This is a genomic window from Asanoa sp. NPDC049573 (assembly GCF_040676615.1).
Classification (GTDB): Bacteria; Actinomycetota; Actinomycetes; order Mycobacteriales; family Micromonosporaceae; genus Asanoa.
Genome location: NZ_JBFAPI010000010.1, coordinates 26,481 through 43,218, shown reverse-complemented (window position 1 = coordinate 43,218; position 16,738 = coordinate 26,481). Strand labels below are relative to the sequence as shown.

General features: G+C 71.7%; 17 protein-coding genes. 12 read left to right on the top strand and 5 right to left on the bottom strand.

Translation table 11 applies throughout. The features are described from left to right. The first annotated feature begins 13 nt into the window (after nt 1-13). Entirely contained in the window at nt 14-946 is a 933-nt protein-coding gene (locus tag AB0J74_RS22220) for a sugar ABC transporter permease (RefSeq protein ID WP_363450795.1), read from the top strand. Continuing rightward, entirely contained in the window at nt 943-1,797 is an 855-nt protein-coding gene (locus AB0J74_RS22215) for a carbohydrate ABC transporter permease (RefSeq protein WP_363450793.1), read from the top strand. Before AB0J74_RS22220 ends, AB0J74_RS22215 begins: the two co-directional genes overlap by 4 nt. Here AB0J74_RS22215 and AB0J74_RS22210 read toward each other — a convergent pair. Both AB0J74_RS22210 and AB0J74_RS22205 read right to left on the bottom strand, forming a co-directional pair. After that, nucleotides 1,787-2,788 (bottom strand): aldo/keto reductase, encoded by a 1,002-nt coding sequence (locus AB0J74_RS22210; RefSeq protein ID WP_363450791.1) that lies wholly within the window; start codon nt 2,786-2,788, stop codon nt 1,787-1,789. The genes AB0J74_RS22215 and AB0J74_RS22210 overlap by 11 nt on opposite strands. After that, on the bottom strand, nt 2,785-3,216 hold the full coding sequence (locus AB0J74_RS22205; RefSeq protein WP_363450789.1) for a VOC family protein: 432 nt from the start codon (nt 3,214-3,216) through the stop codon (nt 2,785-2,787). Before AB0J74_RS22205 ends, AB0J74_RS22210 begins: the two co-directional genes overlap by 4 nt. Nucleotides 3,217-3,279: 63 nt before the next feature. Here AB0J74_RS22205 and AB0J74_RS22200 point away from each other — a divergent pair, with 63 nt between their 5' ends. After that, nucleotides 3,280-3,897: a TetR/AcrR family transcriptional regulator gene (locus tag AB0J74_RS22200; protein WP_363450787.1), complete on the top strand. Its 618-nt coding sequence runs from the start codon at nt 3,280-3,282 to the stop codon at nt 3,895-3,897. On the opposite strand, the gene AB0J74_RS22195 is transcribed toward AB0J74_RS22200, so the two are convergent. Next, entirely contained in the window at nt 3,880-4,296 is a 417-nt protein-coding gene (locus AB0J74_RS22195) for a MerR family transcriptional regulator (RefSeq protein WP_363450785.1), read from the bottom strand. The two genes, AB0J74_RS22200 and AB0J74_RS22195, sit on opposite strands and share 18 nt — an antisense overlap. 57 nt (nt 4,297-4,353) lie before the next feature. Between AB0J74_RS22195 and AB0J74_RS22190 the strand changes: the two genes are divergently transcribed. The 3 genes from AB0J74_RS22190 to AB0J74_RS22180 are packed head-to-tail and all read left to right on the top strand — an operon-like array spanning nt 4,354 to nt 6,786. Further along, nucleotides 4,354-5,250, top strand: coding sequence for an SDR family NAD(P)-dependent oxidoreductase (locus AB0J74_RS22190; protein WP_363450783.1), 897 nt, complete (start codon nt 4,354-4,356; stop codon nt 5,248-5,250). Nucleotides 5,251-5,260: 10 nt separating this feature from the next. Continuing rightward, nucleotides 5,261-6,043, top strand: coding sequence for a class I SAM-dependent methyltransferase (locus AB0J74_RS22185; RefSeq protein WP_363450781.1), 783 nt, complete (start codon nt 5,261-5,263; stop codon nt 6,041-6,043). Between the two features lie 23 nt (nt 6,044-6,066). Beyond that, nucleotides 6,067-6,786, top strand: coding sequence for a hypothetical protein (locus AB0J74_RS22180; RefSeq protein ID WP_363450779.1), 720 nt, complete (start codon nt 6,067-6,069; stop codon nt 6,784-6,786). Here AB0J74_RS22180 and AB0J74_RS22175 read toward each other — a convergent pair. Then, nucleotides 6,783-7,808 carry a LacI family DNA-binding transcriptional regulator gene (locus tag AB0J74_RS22175; protein WP_363450777.1) on the bottom strand — a complete coding sequence of 342 codons (1,026 nt, stop codon included), beginning with the start codon at nt 7,806-7,808 and terminating at the stop codon, nt 6,783-6,785. The two genes, AB0J74_RS22180 and AB0J74_RS22175, sit on opposite strands and share 4 nt — an antisense overlap. A 123-nt stretch (nt 7,809-7,931) precedes the next feature. Here AB0J74_RS22175 and rhaI point away from each other — a divergent pair, with 123 nt between their 5' ends. From rhaI to AB0J74_RS22145, 6 genes are all read left to right on the top strand, one after another. Next, complete coding sequence (rhaI, locus tag AB0J74_RS22170) at nt 7,932-9,113, top strand: L-rhamnose isomerase (RefSeq protein ID WP_363450775.1); 1,182 nt, start codon at nt 7,932-7,934, stop codon at nt 9,111-9,113. A gap of 4 nt (nt 9,114-9,117) precedes the next feature. Continuing rightward, the gene (locus tag AB0J74_RS22165; RefSeq protein WP_363450773.1) at nt 9,118-11,148 is read left to right on the top strand and encodes a bifunctional aldolase/short-chain dehydrogenase; all 2,031 of its coding nucleotides are present in this window, start codon (nt 9,118-9,120) and stop codon (nt 11,146-11,148) included. After that, nucleotides 11,145-12,563 (top strand): rhamnulokinase family protein, encoded by a 1,419-nt coding sequence (locus AB0J74_RS22160; protein ID WP_363450771.1) that lies wholly within the window; start codon nt 11,145-11,147, stop codon nt 12,561-12,563. Before AB0J74_RS22165 ends, AB0J74_RS22160 begins: the two co-directional genes overlap by 4 nt. Beyond that, nucleotides 12,560-13,720: an MFS transporter gene (locus AB0J74_RS22155; protein WP_363450769.1), complete on the top strand. Its 1,161-nt coding sequence runs from the start codon at nt 12,560-12,562 to the stop codon at nt 13,718-13,720. The genes AB0J74_RS22160 and AB0J74_RS22155 overlap by 4 nt, the downstream gene beginning before the upstream one ends. Before the next feature lie 5 nt (nt 13,721-13,725). Further along, entirely contained in the window at nt 13,726-14,376 is a 651-nt protein-coding gene (locus AB0J74_RS22150) for a ThuA domain-containing protein (protein ID WP_363450767.1), read from the top strand. 72 nt (nt 14,377-14,448) lie between these two features. Further along, nucleotides 14,449-15,651, top strand: coding sequence for a hypothetical protein (locus AB0J74_RS22145; RefSeq protein ID WP_363450765.1), 1,203 nt, complete (start codon nt 14,449-14,451; stop codon nt 15,649-15,651). Nucleotides 15,652-15,721: 70 nt separating this feature from the next. Here AB0J74_RS22145 and AB0J74_RS22140 read toward each other — a convergent pair whose 3' ends face one another. Then, on the bottom strand, nt 15,722-16,738 hold the full coding sequence (locus AB0J74_RS22140) for a LacI family DNA-binding transcriptional regulator (protein WP_363450763.1): 1,017 nt from the start codon (nt 16,736-16,738) through the stop codon (nt 15,722-15,724).

Sequence of the window (16,738 nt, the reverse complement as noted above, 5' to 3'; positions counted from 1 at the left end):
GAGAGGCCGTGGGATGACGACGACGATCCACGCTCCACGCGCGCACCACGGAGAAGGGACCGGCTCGGCCGCACCGGACTGGCGCCGGCGCAAGAAGAGCCCGTACCCCTCCTGGTTCTACCTGCCCGCCGCGCTGATCTACGGCGTGCTCTTCCTCGTCCCGACCTTCGCGTCGTTCTATTTCAGCCTGACCCGCTGGACCATCTTCGACTCGCACTTCATCGGGTTCGACAACTTCGTCAACTTCTTCCGCGAGCCGGCGTTGGTCTCCGGCCTGACACACACCCTGGTCTACGCGGTGGTCACCTCCGGTCTCAAGGTGGTGCTCGGCCTGCTGCTCGCCGTGCTGCTCACCTCGCAGATCGTCGGCCGCGGCTACCTGCGCTCGGTGGTCTTCTTCCCCGTGCTGGTCAGCACGATCGGCGTCGGCCTGACCTTCACCGTCTTGATGAACCCGGAGAAAGGTCTGATCAACGAGTCGCTCGGCATGATCGGGATCCAGGGACCGGGCTGGCTCACCGACCCCGACTTCGCCCTGCTCTCGGTGGCGCTGGTCGACGTCTGGAAGGGCGTCGGGCTGGCCACGCTCATCTTCATCGCCGGCATCGTCTCGATACCGCAGGAGTATTTCGAGGCGGCCAAGGTCGACGGCGCCAGCGACACGGCCAGCTTCTTCAAGATCGTGCTGCCGCTGGCCCGGCCGGCCACCGTCACGGTGGTCATCCTGTCGCTGATCGGCGGGCTCCGATCGTTCGACCTGATCTGGGCGATGACCCGGGGCGGCCCGGGCTTCACCTCCGACGTGATCGCGTCGGTGATCTACAAGCAGTACCAGGCCGGCTTCTACGGACTCTCCACCGCCGGCAACGTCATCCTGTTCGTCGTCGTGACGGCGATCATCCTGCCGCTCTACTGGTTCCTGTCCCGCAAGGAGGTCGAGCTGTGAGCGCTGTCCCGGTCGTGGCCCGCCGGCGCCCCAGGCGCAACTACTGGCTCAGCGCAGTGGCGATCCTGCTGTCCATCGTGGTCTTCGTCATCCCGTTCGCGTTCATCGTGCTGACGGCGGTCAAGGATCGGCAGCAGGCGTCGCTGCTCGACTTCTCCTGGCCCGACAACTTCCAGATCGTGCAGAACTTCGTCGACGTGGTGAAGGCCCGCGACTACATGCTCATCATCGCGTTCATCAACAGCACGATCCTGACCGTGGCCAGCGTGGCCATCATGGTCGTGCTGGCCGCGATGGTCGCCTACGTGCTGCAACGCCGCAAGAGCAGGTGGAACGTCCTGGTCAACTTCCTGGTGCTGTCCGGCCTGATCATCCCGCCCGCGGTGGTGCCGACCATCTGGGTGCTGGAGAAGCTCGGCCTGTTCCGCACGATGCCAGGGCTGATCCTGGTCGAGGTGGCATTCGGCATCTCGTTCGCGATCCTGCTGTTCCGCGCCTTCATCGCGACGATCCCCCGCGAGCTCGACGAGGCGGCCATCATCGACGGAGCCTCACCGTTGCGGCTGTTCTTCCGGGTCATCTTCCCGCTGCTGCGGTCGGTCGCGATCACGGTGATAGTCGTGCAGTCGGTCACGGTCTTCAACGACTTCGTCAACCCGCTCTACTTCCTGCCCGGCGACCAGAACGCCACCGTGCAACTGACCCTCTACAACTTCTCGAGCCAGTTCACGTCGCAATACAACCTGCTCTTCATGAACATCCTGCTGATCACGATCCCCCCGTTGGTCATGTTCCTGTTCTTCAACCGCCGCATCGTCGCCGGCTTGACGTCGGGAGCGATCAAGGGCTGAGCGCGGCGGCGCCGAGGACCCAGGGGCTGGTCTGCGCGATGAACTCGGCCGGGAAGCCGAGACTGAACTCGGTCGCCTTCTCCACGCGCTCCACCATGTCCGGCGGCAAGGTGACCGCGAGGCAGCCCAGGTTGTCGCGCACCTGGTCGGCGGTGCGGGCGCCGACGATCGGCAACACCCCCGCGCGCCGGCGGGTCCAGGCCAGGGCCACCTGGGCCGGCGTGACGCCGAGCTCGGCGGCGACCTCACCGACAACAGCGGCGACGGCGAGGTCACGACCGCTGATCGTGTCGTGGCGCAGTCGAGCGGCCGCGGCAGGCGGGCCGGCGGAATACTTGCCGGACAGCACACCGCCGCCGAGCGGGCTCCAGGCGGTCACGGTCATGCCGTGCGCCTCGGCCATCGGCAGCAACTCCCGCTCGGCGTCGCGGTTGACCAGGCTGTAGGGCACCTGGAGGCCCGCGAACGGCGCCCAGCCGCGCCACTCGGCCAGCGTGTTGGCCCGGGAGACCACCCAGGCCGGCGTGTCTGACACACCGACGTAGAGGACCTTGCCCGCGGTCACCGCGTCGTCGAGCGCCCGCATGGTCTCCTCGACGGGGGTGTGCCGATCCCAGATGTGCACCCAGTAGATGTCGACGTGGTCGGTCCGCAGGCGGCGCAGGCTGGTCTCCAGTGACAGGCGGAGATTCTTGCGGTGGTTGCCGCCGCCGTTGGGGTCGGCCTGGTCACGACTCACCGTGTATTTCGTGCCCACCACGAACCGGTCGCGCCGCCCCGCGAGCAGCGTGCCCAGGATCTCCTCACTGGCGCCACCGCGATAGTTGATGGCGGTGTCGACGACGTTTCCGCCGGCCTCGGCGTATTCGTCGAGGATGCGCCGGCACTCTTCGATCGGCGCGCCCACGCCGCCCTGCTCGCCGAACGTCATCGCGCCGAGCACCAGTTCGGAAACCCGCAGGCCGGTCCGGCCGAAGGTCGTGTATCTCATGCGAACATCGCCGCCACGTGCTCGGCCACCTCGTCGGCCGGCACGTCACGCAGGTGGCGGTCGATCGCCCAGCGGTGCCCGGACGGGTCGAGGAACTGGGCGGTGCGGTCGCCCCAGAAGGCGTCGTGCGGCGCCTCGAACGCGGTCGCCCCTGCTTCCAGAGCCCGCGCGTAGGCGGTGTCGACGTCGGGCACCGGCAGGTGGAACGCCGCCGGGGTGCCGCCCAGCGCGGCTGGCGTGCGCAGCCCGCGGTCGGGCCACTGGCCGGCGACGGCCAGCACGGTGTCGCCGATGCGCAACTCGACCGTGAGCGGTCGGCCGTCGGGCAGGGGCACGCGGCCGGTCTCCTCGGCGCCCAGCACCTCGGCATACCAGGTCGCGGCCGTGTCGGGATCGTCCACCACGAGGTGGACGGCGATCTGTGTCATGTCTCGACCATACAGCCTGTCTGGTCATGTCGTCTAGACGCCTTATCTGATATGCTCGGCGCCGTGCCGGCCCGCCGCGACCTACCCCAGCCCGACGGCACTGGCCTGCGGGAACGCATCCTCGACGCGCTACACGAACTGCTCCGCGAGCGCACCTTCGACGGGCTCAGCGTGGCCGAGATCATCAGTGCCGCCGGGGTGTCCCGGGCGAGCTTCTACTTCTATTTCGCGGGCAAACAGGCGGTGCTGGCCGAGTTGGTGCGGCGCGCGGTCGGCGCCGGCCACGAAGCCGCGGAGCCGTGGGTGCGAGCGACGGCCGACCCGCGCGAGACCCTCCGAGCGGGGATCGACGCCGGAGCCGGGCTATGGCTGGAAAACGCGGGCGTGCTGCGCGCGATCGTGGAGAGTTGGGCGTCCGACCCGCAGCTACGCGAACTGTGGCTGGGCCAGATGGCGACGTTCACCGACGCCACGATCGCCCGGATCTGCGCCGACCAGCAGGCCGACCCGGCCGTCGCGGCCCGACTCGACGGTGTCGACGTGCCGGCGCTCGCCGCGACGCTGACCTGGACGGGCGAGCGGCTCTACTACCTGGCCGCGTGCGGGGTGCCGCCGTTCGACGACCGGAAGGTGCTGGTCGACACCCTGACCCACCTGTGGGTGTCAGCGCTCTACGCGTAGCTGTTGCCACGGGTCGCCCGCGGCTCCCGCGGCCAGGTGCCGCTCGTAGGTGGCCACCTTGGCGTCGACCAGGTCGAGGCTGTCGTTCAGTTGGGCGATCTGCGCGGCGATCCGCCGCTGGTGTTCGCGGAGCAGGGCGAGGCGCTCGGCCTCGTTGCCGGTGCCGGCCCGGACGAGGTGGGCCAACCGGGCGATGGTGGCCAGCGGCATTCCGGAAGCCCGGAACTTGACGCAGTTGGTCAGCCACTCGACGTCCCAGTCGGTGTAGATGCGGCGGCCCGCACGGTCGCGGTGCACCTCTCCGGCCAACAGCCCCTCGCGCTCGTAGAGGCGCAGCGTCTGCACGCTCAACCCCGTGCGCCGCGCGACCTCGCCGATCCGCAACCCGTTGTCCGGCACGGCTTCGACCCTAGTGCGTTGACCTATATCCCGGTATAGGTCCTAGCCTGCGTCGACATGACGCACACCATGCTCAGCACCGCCGCGGACGTGCTCGCGGGCATCGACCTCGCGGGCCGGACCGCCGTCGTCACCGGCGGCTATTCGGGCGTCGGTCTCGCGACGACCCGCGCGCTCAGCGACGCCGGTGCCAGGGTCGTCGTGCCCGCCCGGCGGCCCGACGCGGCGCGCTCGGCCCTCGCCGGGATCGCCCGGGCCGAGGTCGACGAGATGGACCTGGGCGACCTCGACTCGATCCGGGCCTTCGCCGAGCGGTTCCGCCACCCTTCCCTCGACATCCTGATCGCCAACGCCGGGATCATGGCCTGCCCGTACACCCTCGTGGGGCCGGGCTGGGAGGCCCAGTTCGCGGTCAACCACCTCGGCCACTACGCGCTGACCAACCTGCTCTGGCCCGCCCTCACCGCCGCCGGCACGGCGCGGGTGGTCGCGGTCGCGTCGGGCCGCAACCCGGACTGGAGCATCCGCTGGGCCGACGTGCACTTCACGAAGGGCTACGACAAGTGGGCCGCGTACGCCCAGTCCAAGCTGGCCAACATCCTGTTCGCCCGGCATCTCGACGTGCTCGGCCGGGCGCACGGCGTACGCGCGTACTCGGTGAATCCGGGTTGGATCCGGACGCCCTTGCAGCGCCATCTCACCGTCGAGGAGATGGTCGCGGCCGGCTGGATCGACGCGGCCGGTGTGTCCGTTCCGGGCCTGTTCCGGACGGCGGAGCAGGGCGCCGCGACCGCGGTCTGGGCCGCGACCTCGGCCGATCTCGACGGGCACGGCGGTGCGTACTGTGTGGACTGTCGGCCCACCGCGGGCAACCCGTCGGACGGCAGCGACGCCGCGCGCCTCTGGTCGCTGTCGGCCGACCTGACCGGAATCGACCGCATCGGCCGCGGTTAGGGTGTCGAGCATGACGGTGCACGAGCCAGGTGCCAGGGTTTTCGGTGACGTGGCCGACGAGTACGACCGGATCCGACCGGGGTATCCGCCCGCGCTGGTCGACGACGTGCTCGACTATGCCCGGCTCGGCGATGCGCCGGCCATCGAGATCGGTGCCGGCACCGGCAAGGCGACCGTGGCGTTCGCGCAACGAGGCGTCGCCATCACCGCGGTCGAGCCCGACGAAAAGATGGCCGCGGTGCTGACCCGCCGGGTGCCTGATGTGGCGGTGGTGACCTCCTCGCTGGAGGAATACCGGCCGACCCGGCGATACGGCCTGCTCTACAGCGCGCAGGCCTGGCACTGGACCGATCCGGCCGGGCGGTGGGAACGGGCCGCGAACGCGCTGGCGCCGGGCGGGGCGCTCGCCCTGTTCTGGAACATGGACCGACCCGCGGACCCGGACGTGACGGCGGTCGTCCTCGCCGCGCACCGGCGGCACGCGCCGCACATCGTGCCCAACTTCACGCCCAGCGACGAAGCCGAGCTGCGCACGTCGTGGCCGGGCACCGAGTTGGGCGCGCATGCCGAGTTCGGTGATCTCGCGGAGCGGCTCTACCGGTGGAACCGCCCGATGTCGGCCGCCGACTACGTCGCGCTGCTGGCCACGCGCTCCGACTACCTGCTGCTCGACCGCGACGCGCACGCGCGGCTGTTCCGCGACGTCGAGGACTCGCTCGGCGACCGGGTCGACCTGTGCGTCGAAACGGCGCTCTATCTGGCCCGCAGGCGCGGTTCGGCCCGCCGCGACTAGCGCGACAACAGTGAGGATCTCTGGTGCTTGACGACATGGGTGCGCTGCGGGCGGCGGTCGAAGGCTATCGGGCGGCGCGGACGGCCGCGGGTCTCCCGACGACCGACGGCGACGCCCCGGGTGGGCGGCTGCCGGTCGAGGCGTTGTGCCGGGTGTTCGATGTCGACCGCTTCGCGGAGCAACCCCTCTGGCTCACCACCCAGCCGTGGCTCTATGACCGGGTGTTGCCCTGCGGCGCGCACATGCTGCCGTGGACCGACGGTGACGAGCTGCTCAGCTTCCTGTCGTTCGCGGTCGCGACGCCGTTCCCCTGGCGACACCAGGTGCCGGTGTTCTTCATCGACCACCTCGTGTTCACCGTCGTGCTGGCCGGCGAGCGGGCCGGAGAGGTCTGGCGCTATCAGATCGACCCCGACGACTGGAACCCGCTCCGGGCCGCGCCCAGCCTCGCCGCCCTGTTCGCCGAGTGGACGAAAGGCTTCGCGGCCGGCGTCTTCGACCGCTCCCCCTACGACGACTGGCTGCATATCGGCTACGACGGCGGCGACCCGGTCGAGATACTCCGCAAGCGCGGCCTCGACCCGTTCGCCTTCCCCGTCTACGTCTCCGCGTACCGCCATGAGGACCTGGTCCGGGCCCGGCAGCGGGACTGCGGTGTCGACATCGCGCGCGCCGACGACTTCGAGACCCACGAAGGGCTCAACGACGAGATCGACGCCGCCCGGGCCACGCTGCGACGCTAGCGGGTGCCGCGGCGCTTCTTGGCGCTCGACTCGCGGACCGCGAGTTCCGGCTGGAAGACCACGTGCCGGTGCTCGTGGTGCTCTCCGTCGGTGGATTCCTCCAGCAACAGTTGTGCGGCGGTGCGGCCCAACTGCTCGCGGGGCTGACGCACCGACGACAGGGGCACGGCGGCGCCGGCCGCGAACTCGATGTCGTCGTAGCCGACCAGCGCGATGTCGTCGGGCACCCGCAGGCCGTGCGCCGTCAGCGCCTGCAGCACCCCGAGGGCGACCAGGTCGTTGGCGCAGAAGATCGCGGTGGGTCGGCGCGCCGCCGGCAACGCGACGACCTCGTCGGCGGCCTGGCGGCCCGCGGAGACCGACAGCACCGGCGTCTCGACCACCAGCGGCGCGGCCAGGCCCTGCTCGGACAGCGCCGCCTGCGCCCCGGCCAGCCGGTCGGCGACCTGGCGCAGGCTCGTCGGGCCGCCGACGAACGCGATCCGCTTGTGGCCCCGCTCGGCCAGATGTTGCGCGGCGATCCGGCCGCCGAGCACGTCGTCGACCGCGACCGAGCACTGGTTGGCCAGGCCCGCGCCGCGGTCGACCAGCACCACCGGGATGCCGCGCTTGGCCATCCGGTCGAGGCGGGGCTGCTTGCCGTCGCTGACCGGGGTGACCAGGATGCCCTGGACCCGCTGTTCCTCCAGCACGTCGAGGTGCCGGTGCTCGCGGGCCGAGTCCCCGCCGCTGTTGCACACCACCACCATGCCGCCGGCGCCCTCGACCACCGCCTCGGCACCGCGGACCACGTCGGTGAAGAACGGGTTGGAGACGTCAAGCACGACGATCGCCACGGTGCGGCTGCGGCCGGCCCGGAGCTGGCGGGCCGAGTCGTTGCGGACGAAGCCGAGCTCTTCGATCGCCTCGAGGACGCGCGTGCGGGTCTGTGGCGAGACGATGTCGGGGCGGTTGAGCACGTTGCTCACCGTGCCGAGCGACACGCCGGCCCGCTGCGCGACCTCTTTGATGCTCGCCGCCATGGTCGATCAGCGTACGCGATCCACTGAAACGTCTCATACCTTGACTCCCCCGCAGGACGACGGATATCGTCGATCCGTCGCATGAAACGTTTCATGTTCGAAGCCGCGCGCGGAGGACCAACCATGACCGAGCTTGCCCCGTCCACCCGGAGCCGCCTCTTCGCGGCGCTTCGCGACCAGCGGGTCGAGACCGCCTCGTGGGCGTTCGGCAACTCGGGGACCCGGTTCAAGGTGTTCGCGCAGGAGGGTGTGCCGCGGGACCCGTACGAGAAGATCGCTGACGCGGCGGTCGTGCACCGGTTCACGGGTGTGGCGCCGACGGTGGCGTTGCACATCCCGTGGGACAGGGTCGACGACTACGCGGCGCTGGCGGCCTACGCCAAGGAAAAGGGTGTCGCCCTCGGCGCGATCAACGCGAACGTGTTTCAGGACGACGACTACAAGTTGGGCTCGGTCACTCATCCCGATCCGGCGGTCCGGGCGAAGGCGTTGGCGCACCTGGTCGAGTGTGTCGACATCATGGACGCGACGGGGTCGCGGGACCTGAAGTTGTGGTTCTCCGACGGCACGAACTATCCGGGGCAGGACAGCGTCCGGGCGCGGCAGGACCGGCTCGCCGAGGCGTTGTCGGCTGTCTACGCGCGGCTCGGCGCAGGGCAGCGGATGCTGCTGGAATACAAGCTGTTCGAGCCGGCCTTCTACATGACCGACGTGCCGGACTGGGGCACGGCGTACGCCCACTGCCTGTCGCTGGGTGATCGGGCCCAGGTCGTGATCGACACCGGGCATCACGCTCCGGGTACGAACATCGAGTTCATCGTCGCGTTCCTGCTGCGGGCCGGGAAGTTGGGCGGTTTCGACTTCAATTCCCGGTTCTACGCCGACGATGACCTGATGGTCGGTGCGGCCGACCCGTTCCAGCTGTTCCGGATCATGCACGAGATCGTGTCCGCGGGCGCGCTGGCACCAGCCGCCGGGATCGCGTTCATGCTCGACCAGTGCCACAACATCGAACCGAAGATCCAGGCCGTCATCCGCTCGGTGATGAACGTCCAGGAAGCGACAGCGAAAGCGTTGCTCGTCGATGCGGACGCGCTGGGCGAAGCACAGCAGAATGGTGATGTGCTGGAAGCCAACGCCGCGTTGATGGACGCCTATCACACCGATGTCCGCCCCTTGCTGCGCGATCTGCGCGCCGATCAGGGCCTCGACCCCGATCCGATCGCCGCCTACAAGCGTTCCGGATATTACGAGACCGTGCGGGCCGCACGGGTGGGCGGCGAAGCCGCCGGATGGGGAGCCTGACGAGATGTCCGTTGTGGACGAGCTGATCGGCCGGTCGAACCGGCTCGGCGCCGACCCGCGTAACACCAACTACGCGGGCGGGAACACCTCGGCGAAGGGTTGCGACATCGACCCGGTGACCGGCCGTGAGGTGGAGTTGTTGTGGGTGAAGGGTTCCGGGGGTGATCTCGGCACGCTCACGGCGGCCGGGCTCGCGGTGCTGCGGCTGGACCGGCTCAGGGGCCTGGTCGAGGTCTATCCGGGCGTGGAGCGTGAGGACGAGATGGTCGCCGCGTTCGATTTCTGCCTGCACGGCAGGGGTGGTGCGGCGCCGTCGATCGACACGGCGATGCACGCTCTGGTCGACGCCGCGCACGTCGACCACCTGCATCCGGACTCCGGGATCGCGCTGGCGACCGCGGCCGACGGGCCGGCGTTGACCAAGCAGATCTTCGGCGACCGGGTGGTCTGGGTGCCCTGGCGTCGGCCGGGCTTCCAACTCGGCCTGGACATCGCCGCTGTCCGCCGGGCCAATCCGGCCGCGATCGGCGTGATCCTCGGCGGTCACGGCATTACCGCGTGGGGTGCGACCAGCGACGAGTGCGAGGCCAACGCCCTGGAGATCATCCAGGCCGCGGCCGGCTATCTCGCCGAGCACGGCCGCCCCGACCCGTTCGGCCCCGTCGTCCCCGGCTTCGAGCCGCTTCCCGAGCCCGAGCGGCAGGCCCGGGCCGCCGCGCTGGCCCCGGTGATCCGCGGCCTGGCCGGAACCGACCGGCGGACGGTCGGGCACTACACCGACAGCCCCGAGGTGCTCGACTTTCTGGCCCGGGCCGAACACCCCCGGCTGGCCGGCCTCGGCACCTCCTGCCCCGACCATTTCCTGCGCACCAAGGTCCGGCCGCTGGTGCTCGACCTGCCCGCCGACGCACCCCTCGATCAGGCCGTCGAGCGCCTCAAGACGCTGCACGCCGCATACCGCGACGACTACCGCGCCTACTACCAGCGGCACGCGACAGCGGACTCGCCGCCGATGCGCGGCGCCGACCCGGCGATCGTGCTGGTGCCGGGCGTGGGCATGTTCTCCTTCGGCGCCAACAAACAGACCGCCCGGGTCGCCGGCGAGTTCTACGTCAACGCCATCAACGTCATGCGCGGCGCCGAGGCCGTCTCCCGCTACACCCCCATCGACGAGGCCGAGAAGTTCCGCATCGAATACTGGCACCTCGAAGAAGCCAAACTGCGGAGAATGCCGACACCGCGACCGCTGGCCACCCGGGTCGCGTTCGTGACCGGCGGCGGCTCCGGCATCGGCCGCGCCATCGCCCACCGCCTGGCCGCCGAAGGCGCCTGCGTCGTCGTTGCCGACCGGGACGGCGCCGCCGCCGCCAAGGTCGCGGCCGAGATCGGCGGCACCGACACCGCGATCGCGGTCACCGCCGACGTCACGGACGCGGCCGCGATCACCGCCGCCATCAACGCGGCTGTCCTGGCGTACGGGGGGATCGATCTGGTCGTCAACAACGCCGGCCTGTCCATCTCCAAACCACTGCTGGAAACCACCGACGCCGACTGGGACCTGCAACACGACGTCATGGCCAAAGGCTCCTTCCTCGTCTCCCGCGAAGCCGCCCGCGTGCTCGTCGACCAGGGCCTGGGCGGCGACATCATCTACATCTCCTCGAAGAACTCCGTCTTCGCCGGCCCCAACAACGTCGCCTACGGCTCGGCCAAAGCCGACCAGGCCCACCAGGTCCGCCTCCTGGCCGCCGAACTCGGCGAACACGGCATCCGGGTCAACGGCATCAACCCCGACGGCGTCGTCCGCGGCTCCGGCATCTTCGCCGGCGGCTGGGGCGCCAAACGCGCCGCCGTCTACGGCGTCAAAGAAGAAGACCTCGGCGCCTACTACGCCGGCCGCACCCTCCTCAAACTCGAAGTACTCCCGGAAACCGTGGCCAACGCCGTCTACGCACTGACCGCCGGCGACCTGTCACACACCACCGGCCTACACGTGCCGGTCGACGCCGGCGTCCCGGCCGCGTTCCTGCGGTGAACGCCTACGCGGCCGTCGACCTCGGCGCGTCCAGCGGCCGCGTCGTGGTCGGCCGGGTCGGCGACGGCCGCCTCGACCTGTCGACCGTGCACCGGTTCCCCAACAACCCGGTTCGCGTCGGCGGCACGCTGCACTGGGACGTGCTGGGGCTCTACGCCGGCATCCTCGACGGGCTGCGCGCCGCCGGCCCGGTGCACAGCGTCGGCGTCGACGCCTGGGCGGTCGACTACGGCCTGGTCGACGCGGCCGGCGCGCTGCTCGGCAACCCGGTGCACTATCGCGACGGCCGCACCGACGGCTGGCGGGCGACCGCCGAGCGACTCGGTGAGGAGCGGCTCTACGCGACGACGGGCCTTCAACAGCTTCCGTTCAACACGCTCTACCAACTCGCCGCGGCGGCCGGCAGCCCGCAACTGGCCGCCGCCCGGCACCTGCTGCTCATCCCGGACCTGATCGGCTACTGGCTCACCGGCTCGATCGGCGCCGAGGAGACAAACGCGTCCACCACCCAGTTGTACGACGTCCGCGCTCGCGGCTGGGCGACGGACCTGATCGCCGACGCCGGGTTGCCCGCGCGCCTGTTCCCCGCACTGCGGCGGCCCGGCGACCGGATCGGGCCGGTGCGCGCCGACGCCGGGCTCCCCTACACCACCGAGGTGGTCGCGGTCGGCTCGCACGACACCGCCTCGGCCGTCGTGGGGGTGCCGGCTGACGGCACCGACTTCGCGTACATCTCCTGCGGCACCTGGTCTCTGGTCGGGGTCGAACTCGACGGACCCGTGCTCACCGAGGACAGCCGGCGAGCCAACTTCACCAACGAGGGTGGGGTCGACGGCACGATCCGCTACCTGCGCAACGTGATGGGCCTCTGGTTGCTGCAGGAGTGCCTCCGTGCGTGGGGCGACGCCGACCTCGACGCGCTGTTACGAGCCGCGGCGGACGAGCCCGCCTTCGGCGCCGTCGTCGACGCCGACGACCCGGTGTTCCTCCAGCCGGGCGACATGCCGGCGCGGATCGCGCGGGAGTGCCGGCGAACCGGGCAGCCCGCGCCGGAGAGCCGGCCCGCGCTCGTGCGGTGCATCATGGACAGCCTGGCGCTGGCGCACCGCCGGGCGGTCCTGGCCGCCGCCGCGCTGTCCGGCCGCGACGTTCGGGTCGTCCACCTGGTCGGCGGCGGTGCCCACAACGCCCTGCTCTGCCAGCTCACCGCCGACGCCTGCGGCCTGCCGGTGCTGGCCGGCCCGGTCGAGGCCACCGCGGTCGGCAACGTGCTGGTGCAGGCGCGCGCGGCCGGTGCCGTCCGCGGTGGCCTGGCCGCGTTGCGCAAGTTGGTCCGCGAGACCCACGAACTGCGCGCCTACGCGCCCCGGGGTGACGCCGCCGAGTGGGACGCCGCCGCGGGCCGGCTCGGGTGAGCTCTGGGCCGCGCCGGGCAACGGTGGCGACGTTCGCCTGCTTCGGCGCGTCCGGGTTCGCGTTCGCGAGTTGGTTCGCCCGGCTGCCGCAGATCCGCGACCAACTCCAGCTCAGCCCGGCCGGGCTGGGCCTGCTGCTGCTGGTCGGCTCCGCCGGGGCCGTACTCGCGCTGGTCCTGTCCGGCCCGGTCGTCGCCCGTTTCGGCTCCCGGAGCGTCGTCACGGTCAGCGCGGTGCTGTTCGCGGCGGGCCTCGCGACGATGGCGATCGGCGCGCTCGCCGGGCTGGCCCCGGCGGTCGTCGGCCTGTTCGTGCTCGGCCTTTCCACCGGCGCCTGGGACGTCGCGATGAACCTCCAGGGCACCGTGCTCGAGCGGCGGCTCGACCGGCCGATCATGTCGCGGCTGCACGCCGGCTTCTCCGTCGGCAGTGTGGCCGGAGCGCTGGCCGGGGCCCCGTTGGTCGCCCTGCAGGTGCCGTTCGCCGTGCACCTGACCGCGGTCGCCGTGCTCGTCGCCGTCGGCGTGCCCGCCTCCGCCCGCGGTTTCCTGCCGGACATCCACGGCAGCGCCACCGCTGCCCGCACCGGGTTCGCCGCGTGGCGCGAGCCGCGTACCCTCCTCATCGGACTGTTCGTGCTCGCCTTCACCCTCGCCGAGGGCGCCGGCAACGACTGGATCGTGATCGCCGCGGTCGACGGCCACCACAGCTCGGCGGCACTGGGCACCCTCGCCTTCGCCGCCTTCCTGGCCGCCATGACGATCGGCCGCTGGTATGGGCCGTGGCTGCTGCACCGCTACGGCCGGGCCGCCACGCTGCGCGCCCTGGCTCTCGCCGGCCTGGCTGGCACGGCCCTGTTCGTATTCGCGCCGACCCTGCCGCTGGCGGTGGCCGGCACGGCGCTCTGGGGCCTGGGCGCGGCGCTCGGCTTCCCGGTCGGGATGAGCGCCGCGGCCGAGGACCCGGCGGCGGCCGCGGGCCGGGTCAGCGTGGTCGCCTCGATCGGCTATTGCGCGTTCCTCGCCGGTCCCCCACTGCTCGGCCTGCTCGGCGACCGGGTCACCGTGCTGCGGGCGCTGACCGCCGTCGCCGTGCTCTTCGGCTGCGCGGTCCTGCTGGCCGGCGCGGCGCTCAGACCTCCACCGGGTGTGGAATAGGTGCCATGGACACGCGAACCGTCATCTTCACCGGTCATGGCGACGCGCACACCGACCCCTGGCACGACCTGCCGGCAACGAGCGCGGCGCTGGCCGGCGTGCTCGGCGGCGGGACGAGCGTCACCGCGGTCGGAGACCTCGAAGCAGCGCTCGACGGCGCTGTTCTGCTCGTGGTCAACGCGACCTCCTACCGGCTCGAACCGGTGCCCGACGACGACGCGTTCGCCGCCGTCGTGGCGGCCTTCCTGGCCGGGGGCGGTGGGCTGCTCGCGATGCACAGCGCGACGGTCGCGTTCCCGGGCCAGCCGGCCTGGCGTGCTCTGGTCGGTGCGGCCTGGGAACACGGCCGCACGTTCCATCCGCCGCACGGCCCCAGCAAGATCAAGCGCACCGGGCACGCGCACCCGGTCGCCGGCGCGTTGGGCGACTTCGAGGTCGTCGACGAGCGCTACACCGACCTCGACCTGGTCGAGGGGATCACGCCGCTGTTCACCCACGACGAGGGCGGCGCGAGCCACCCGCTGGTCTGGGCCCGCGAGGTCGGCGGCGGCCGGGTCGTCTACGACGCGCTCGGCCACGACACCCGGTCGTATGCGGAGCCCGCGCATGCCGCGCTGCTGCGCCGAGCCGCCGCCTGGTTACGCACCGCCGATTGAGTATCCGGACTCATCAGCGGCATCGCACCCCCGTGGCAGGCTGGCGCGGTGCGGAAGTCTCCAGGTGCCGTCGTGGGTGCCGCAGTCGCGGTGCTCGCGGTGGCGGTGGGCGCCGCCTGGCTGGTGCGCGACGGGGCGGCGAGGGGGCGCCCCGATCGCGCCGACGGGGTCGGCGACTGGCGGGTCGTGCACGACGCGTTCGCGGTCGACGACGACTGGATGGGCGGCCCGCAGCTGTTGGTCGCCGACCCCGACGGCTGCTACGTGGGCTTCGGGCGCGACGGGCTGTCCACCGGCTACTGGGCCGGCGAGGGCGACTGCCTGCGGTCCACCGTGGTGACTCCACAGCGGTTCACCGGCGGCGATGGCATCGGCGGTGAAGACCGCAACAGCGTCCTGTCGGCCGTGCCCGCGCACGGCGGCGGCTATCTCGCCATCACCCGACACACCTTCCACGGCGATGCCTACGCCTACGAGACGGCCATCGTGCGCGGTGACGGAGCTCCTGGTGGGTGGCGGACGGTCGCCCAGTTCGACGCCGACGCGGGCGAAGACCCGTTCGCCAGCCACGTCGGCCCGCTCGCCCTGGCCGCCACCGAGGAGGGCTACGTCGCGGTCGGCCGGCACAACGACCGGCCGTTGGCCTGGCTGTCGACCGACGGGCAGCGGTGGCGGGCGGTCGACCTGCCGACCCCGCCGGGCGCGCGGAGCACCGGTGTCGACGCGGTCGCCGCCGCACCCGACGGCCGGCTGGTCGCCGTCGGCACCAGCGCCCGCCGCGACGCCCACTACACGATCCTGAGCTGGCTCTCGGCCGACGGCGGCCGAACCTGGCGACGCGGCACGGTGCCCGACCCCGGCGGCGACCCGCAACTGCCGGTCCTGGTGCACGACGGCCGCCGTTTCGTCGCGCTCGGCGGCGCCAACGGCGACGTGCGCGGCCCGGCTCTGGTGCTCACCTCCGCCGACGGCACGTCCTGGCAGCGCGAGGAAACCGACGCCCGCATGCTCACGTCGGCGACGGTGCTGCCCGGTGGCACGGTGGTCGCGGTGAGCAGCACGGGCGAGACGCGCGACACCGACGAGACCGGCGGCACCCGCGAGTGTGCCGCCGCCTGGCTACGCTCCCCCGGCGGCTCGTGGAGCCGTGAGGAACTGGGCTGCGACGGCGTGCCGACCTCGCTGACCCCACTCCACGACGGCCGGGTGGCCGCCGTCCACTGGACCACCCTGTTCGTCAGGCGGGCACCGACCCCGGCCGGATCCCCTCGCTGATCGCCGGTCCCCGCCCCGCGACGGACGGCGCGTTCGCCCGCGAGTTGGCTCAGACCTAGTGGCGCGGCGGCTACCGCCGCGACGGGTCTGCCGGGCCGGTCGACTCGCGCACGGTCAGGTAGGTCGGCAGCACCACCGCGCGGCGCTGCGGCTCCGGTGCCCGGTGGTCGAGGCCGGAGAGCAGCATTGACACCGCGACCCGGCCGGCCTGCTCGATCGGCGCGGTCAGGGTGGTCAGCGGCGGGTTGCTGAAGTCGGCGCCGAAGATGTCGTCGCAGCCGACCACGCTCAGATCGGCCGGCACCTGCACGCCGCGCTCGCGCAGCCGGGTCAGCATGCCGATCGCGAACAGGTCGTTGAACGCCACGCAGGCGGTGGCGCCGCTGTTGAGCACCGCGTCGGCGGCCGCCGTGCCCGAGCCCCGGCCCGACGGGAACGGGCCGACCCGCTGCGCCCGCAGTTTGTGCCGCTCGAGCGCGGCCTTCATCGCCTGCCAGCGGGCCTGGTTGGACCACGACTGCTGCGGCCCGGAGACGTAGACGATGTCGCGGTGGCCGAGCGAGACCAGGTGCTCGACCGCCTGCGCGATGCCCGCGGGGGTGTCGATCACCACCGACGGCACGCCGCGCACGTTGCGGTTGACGGTGACCAGCGGGATCTCGCCGGCCAGCGCGACCAACGACCGTGCCGGCAGCCGGGAGGCGCCGAGAATCGCGCCGTCAAGCGAGCGGCGCATCGTGTGCAGCATCTCGATCTCGTGCTCGCCCGAGTCTTCGGTGTCGATCAGCAGGTGGGCGTAACCGGCGGCCTTCAACTGCTGCTGTGTTCCGCGGATCATGCCAAAGTAGAACGGGTTGGTGACGTCGGAGACGACCAGAGCGACCGTGCCGGTGCGGCCGGACGCGAGCGCCCGCGCCGGCGGGTGTGGCACGTAGTCGAGTTCGCGGGCCGCGGCCTGGATCCGCTCGCGGGTGGCGGCGCTGACCCGGCCCGGGCGGGACAGCGCGCGGGACACCGTCGAGGTCGCCACCCCGGTCGCCGCCGCGATGTCGGCGATGGTCACCGGCCGCCGCCGTCCGTCGTCCAC

Coding starts and splice junctions, on each gene's coding strand:
- AB0J74_RS22175 (WP_363450777.1), bottom strand. CDS start 7,808: ATGGCGGCGAGCATCAAAGAGGTCGCGCAGCGGGCCGGCGTGTCGCTC.
- AB0J74_RS22190 (WP_363450783.1), top strand. CDS start 4,354: ATGACGCACACCATGCTCAGCACCGCCGCGGACGTGCTCGCGGGCATC.
- AB0J74_RS22165 (WP_363450773.1), top strand. CDS start 9,118: ATGTCCGTTGTGGACGAGCTGATCGGCCGGTCGAACCGGCTCGGCGCC.
- rhaI (WP_363450775.1), top strand. CDS start 7,932: ATGACCGAGCTTGCCCCGTCCACCCGGAGCCGCCTCTTCGCGGCGCTT.
- AB0J74_RS22205 (WP_363450789.1), bottom strand. CDS start 3,216: ATGACACAGATCGCCGTCCACCTCGTGGTGGACGATCCCGACACGGCC.
- AB0J74_RS22150 (WP_363450767.1), top strand. CDS start 13,726: ATGGACACGCGAACCGTCATCTTCACCGGTCATGGCGACGCGCACACC.
- AB0J74_RS22220 (WP_363450795.1), top strand. CDS start 14: ATGACGACGACGATCCACGCTCCACGCGCGCACCACGGAGAAGGGACC.
- AB0J74_RS22210 (WP_363450791.1), bottom strand. CDS start 2,788: ATGAGATACACGACCTTCGGCCGGACCGGCCTGCGGGTTTCCGAACTG.
- AB0J74_RS22185 (WP_363450781.1), top strand. CDS start 5,261: ATGACGGTGCACGAGCCAGGTGCCAGGGTTTTCGGTGACGTGGCCGAC.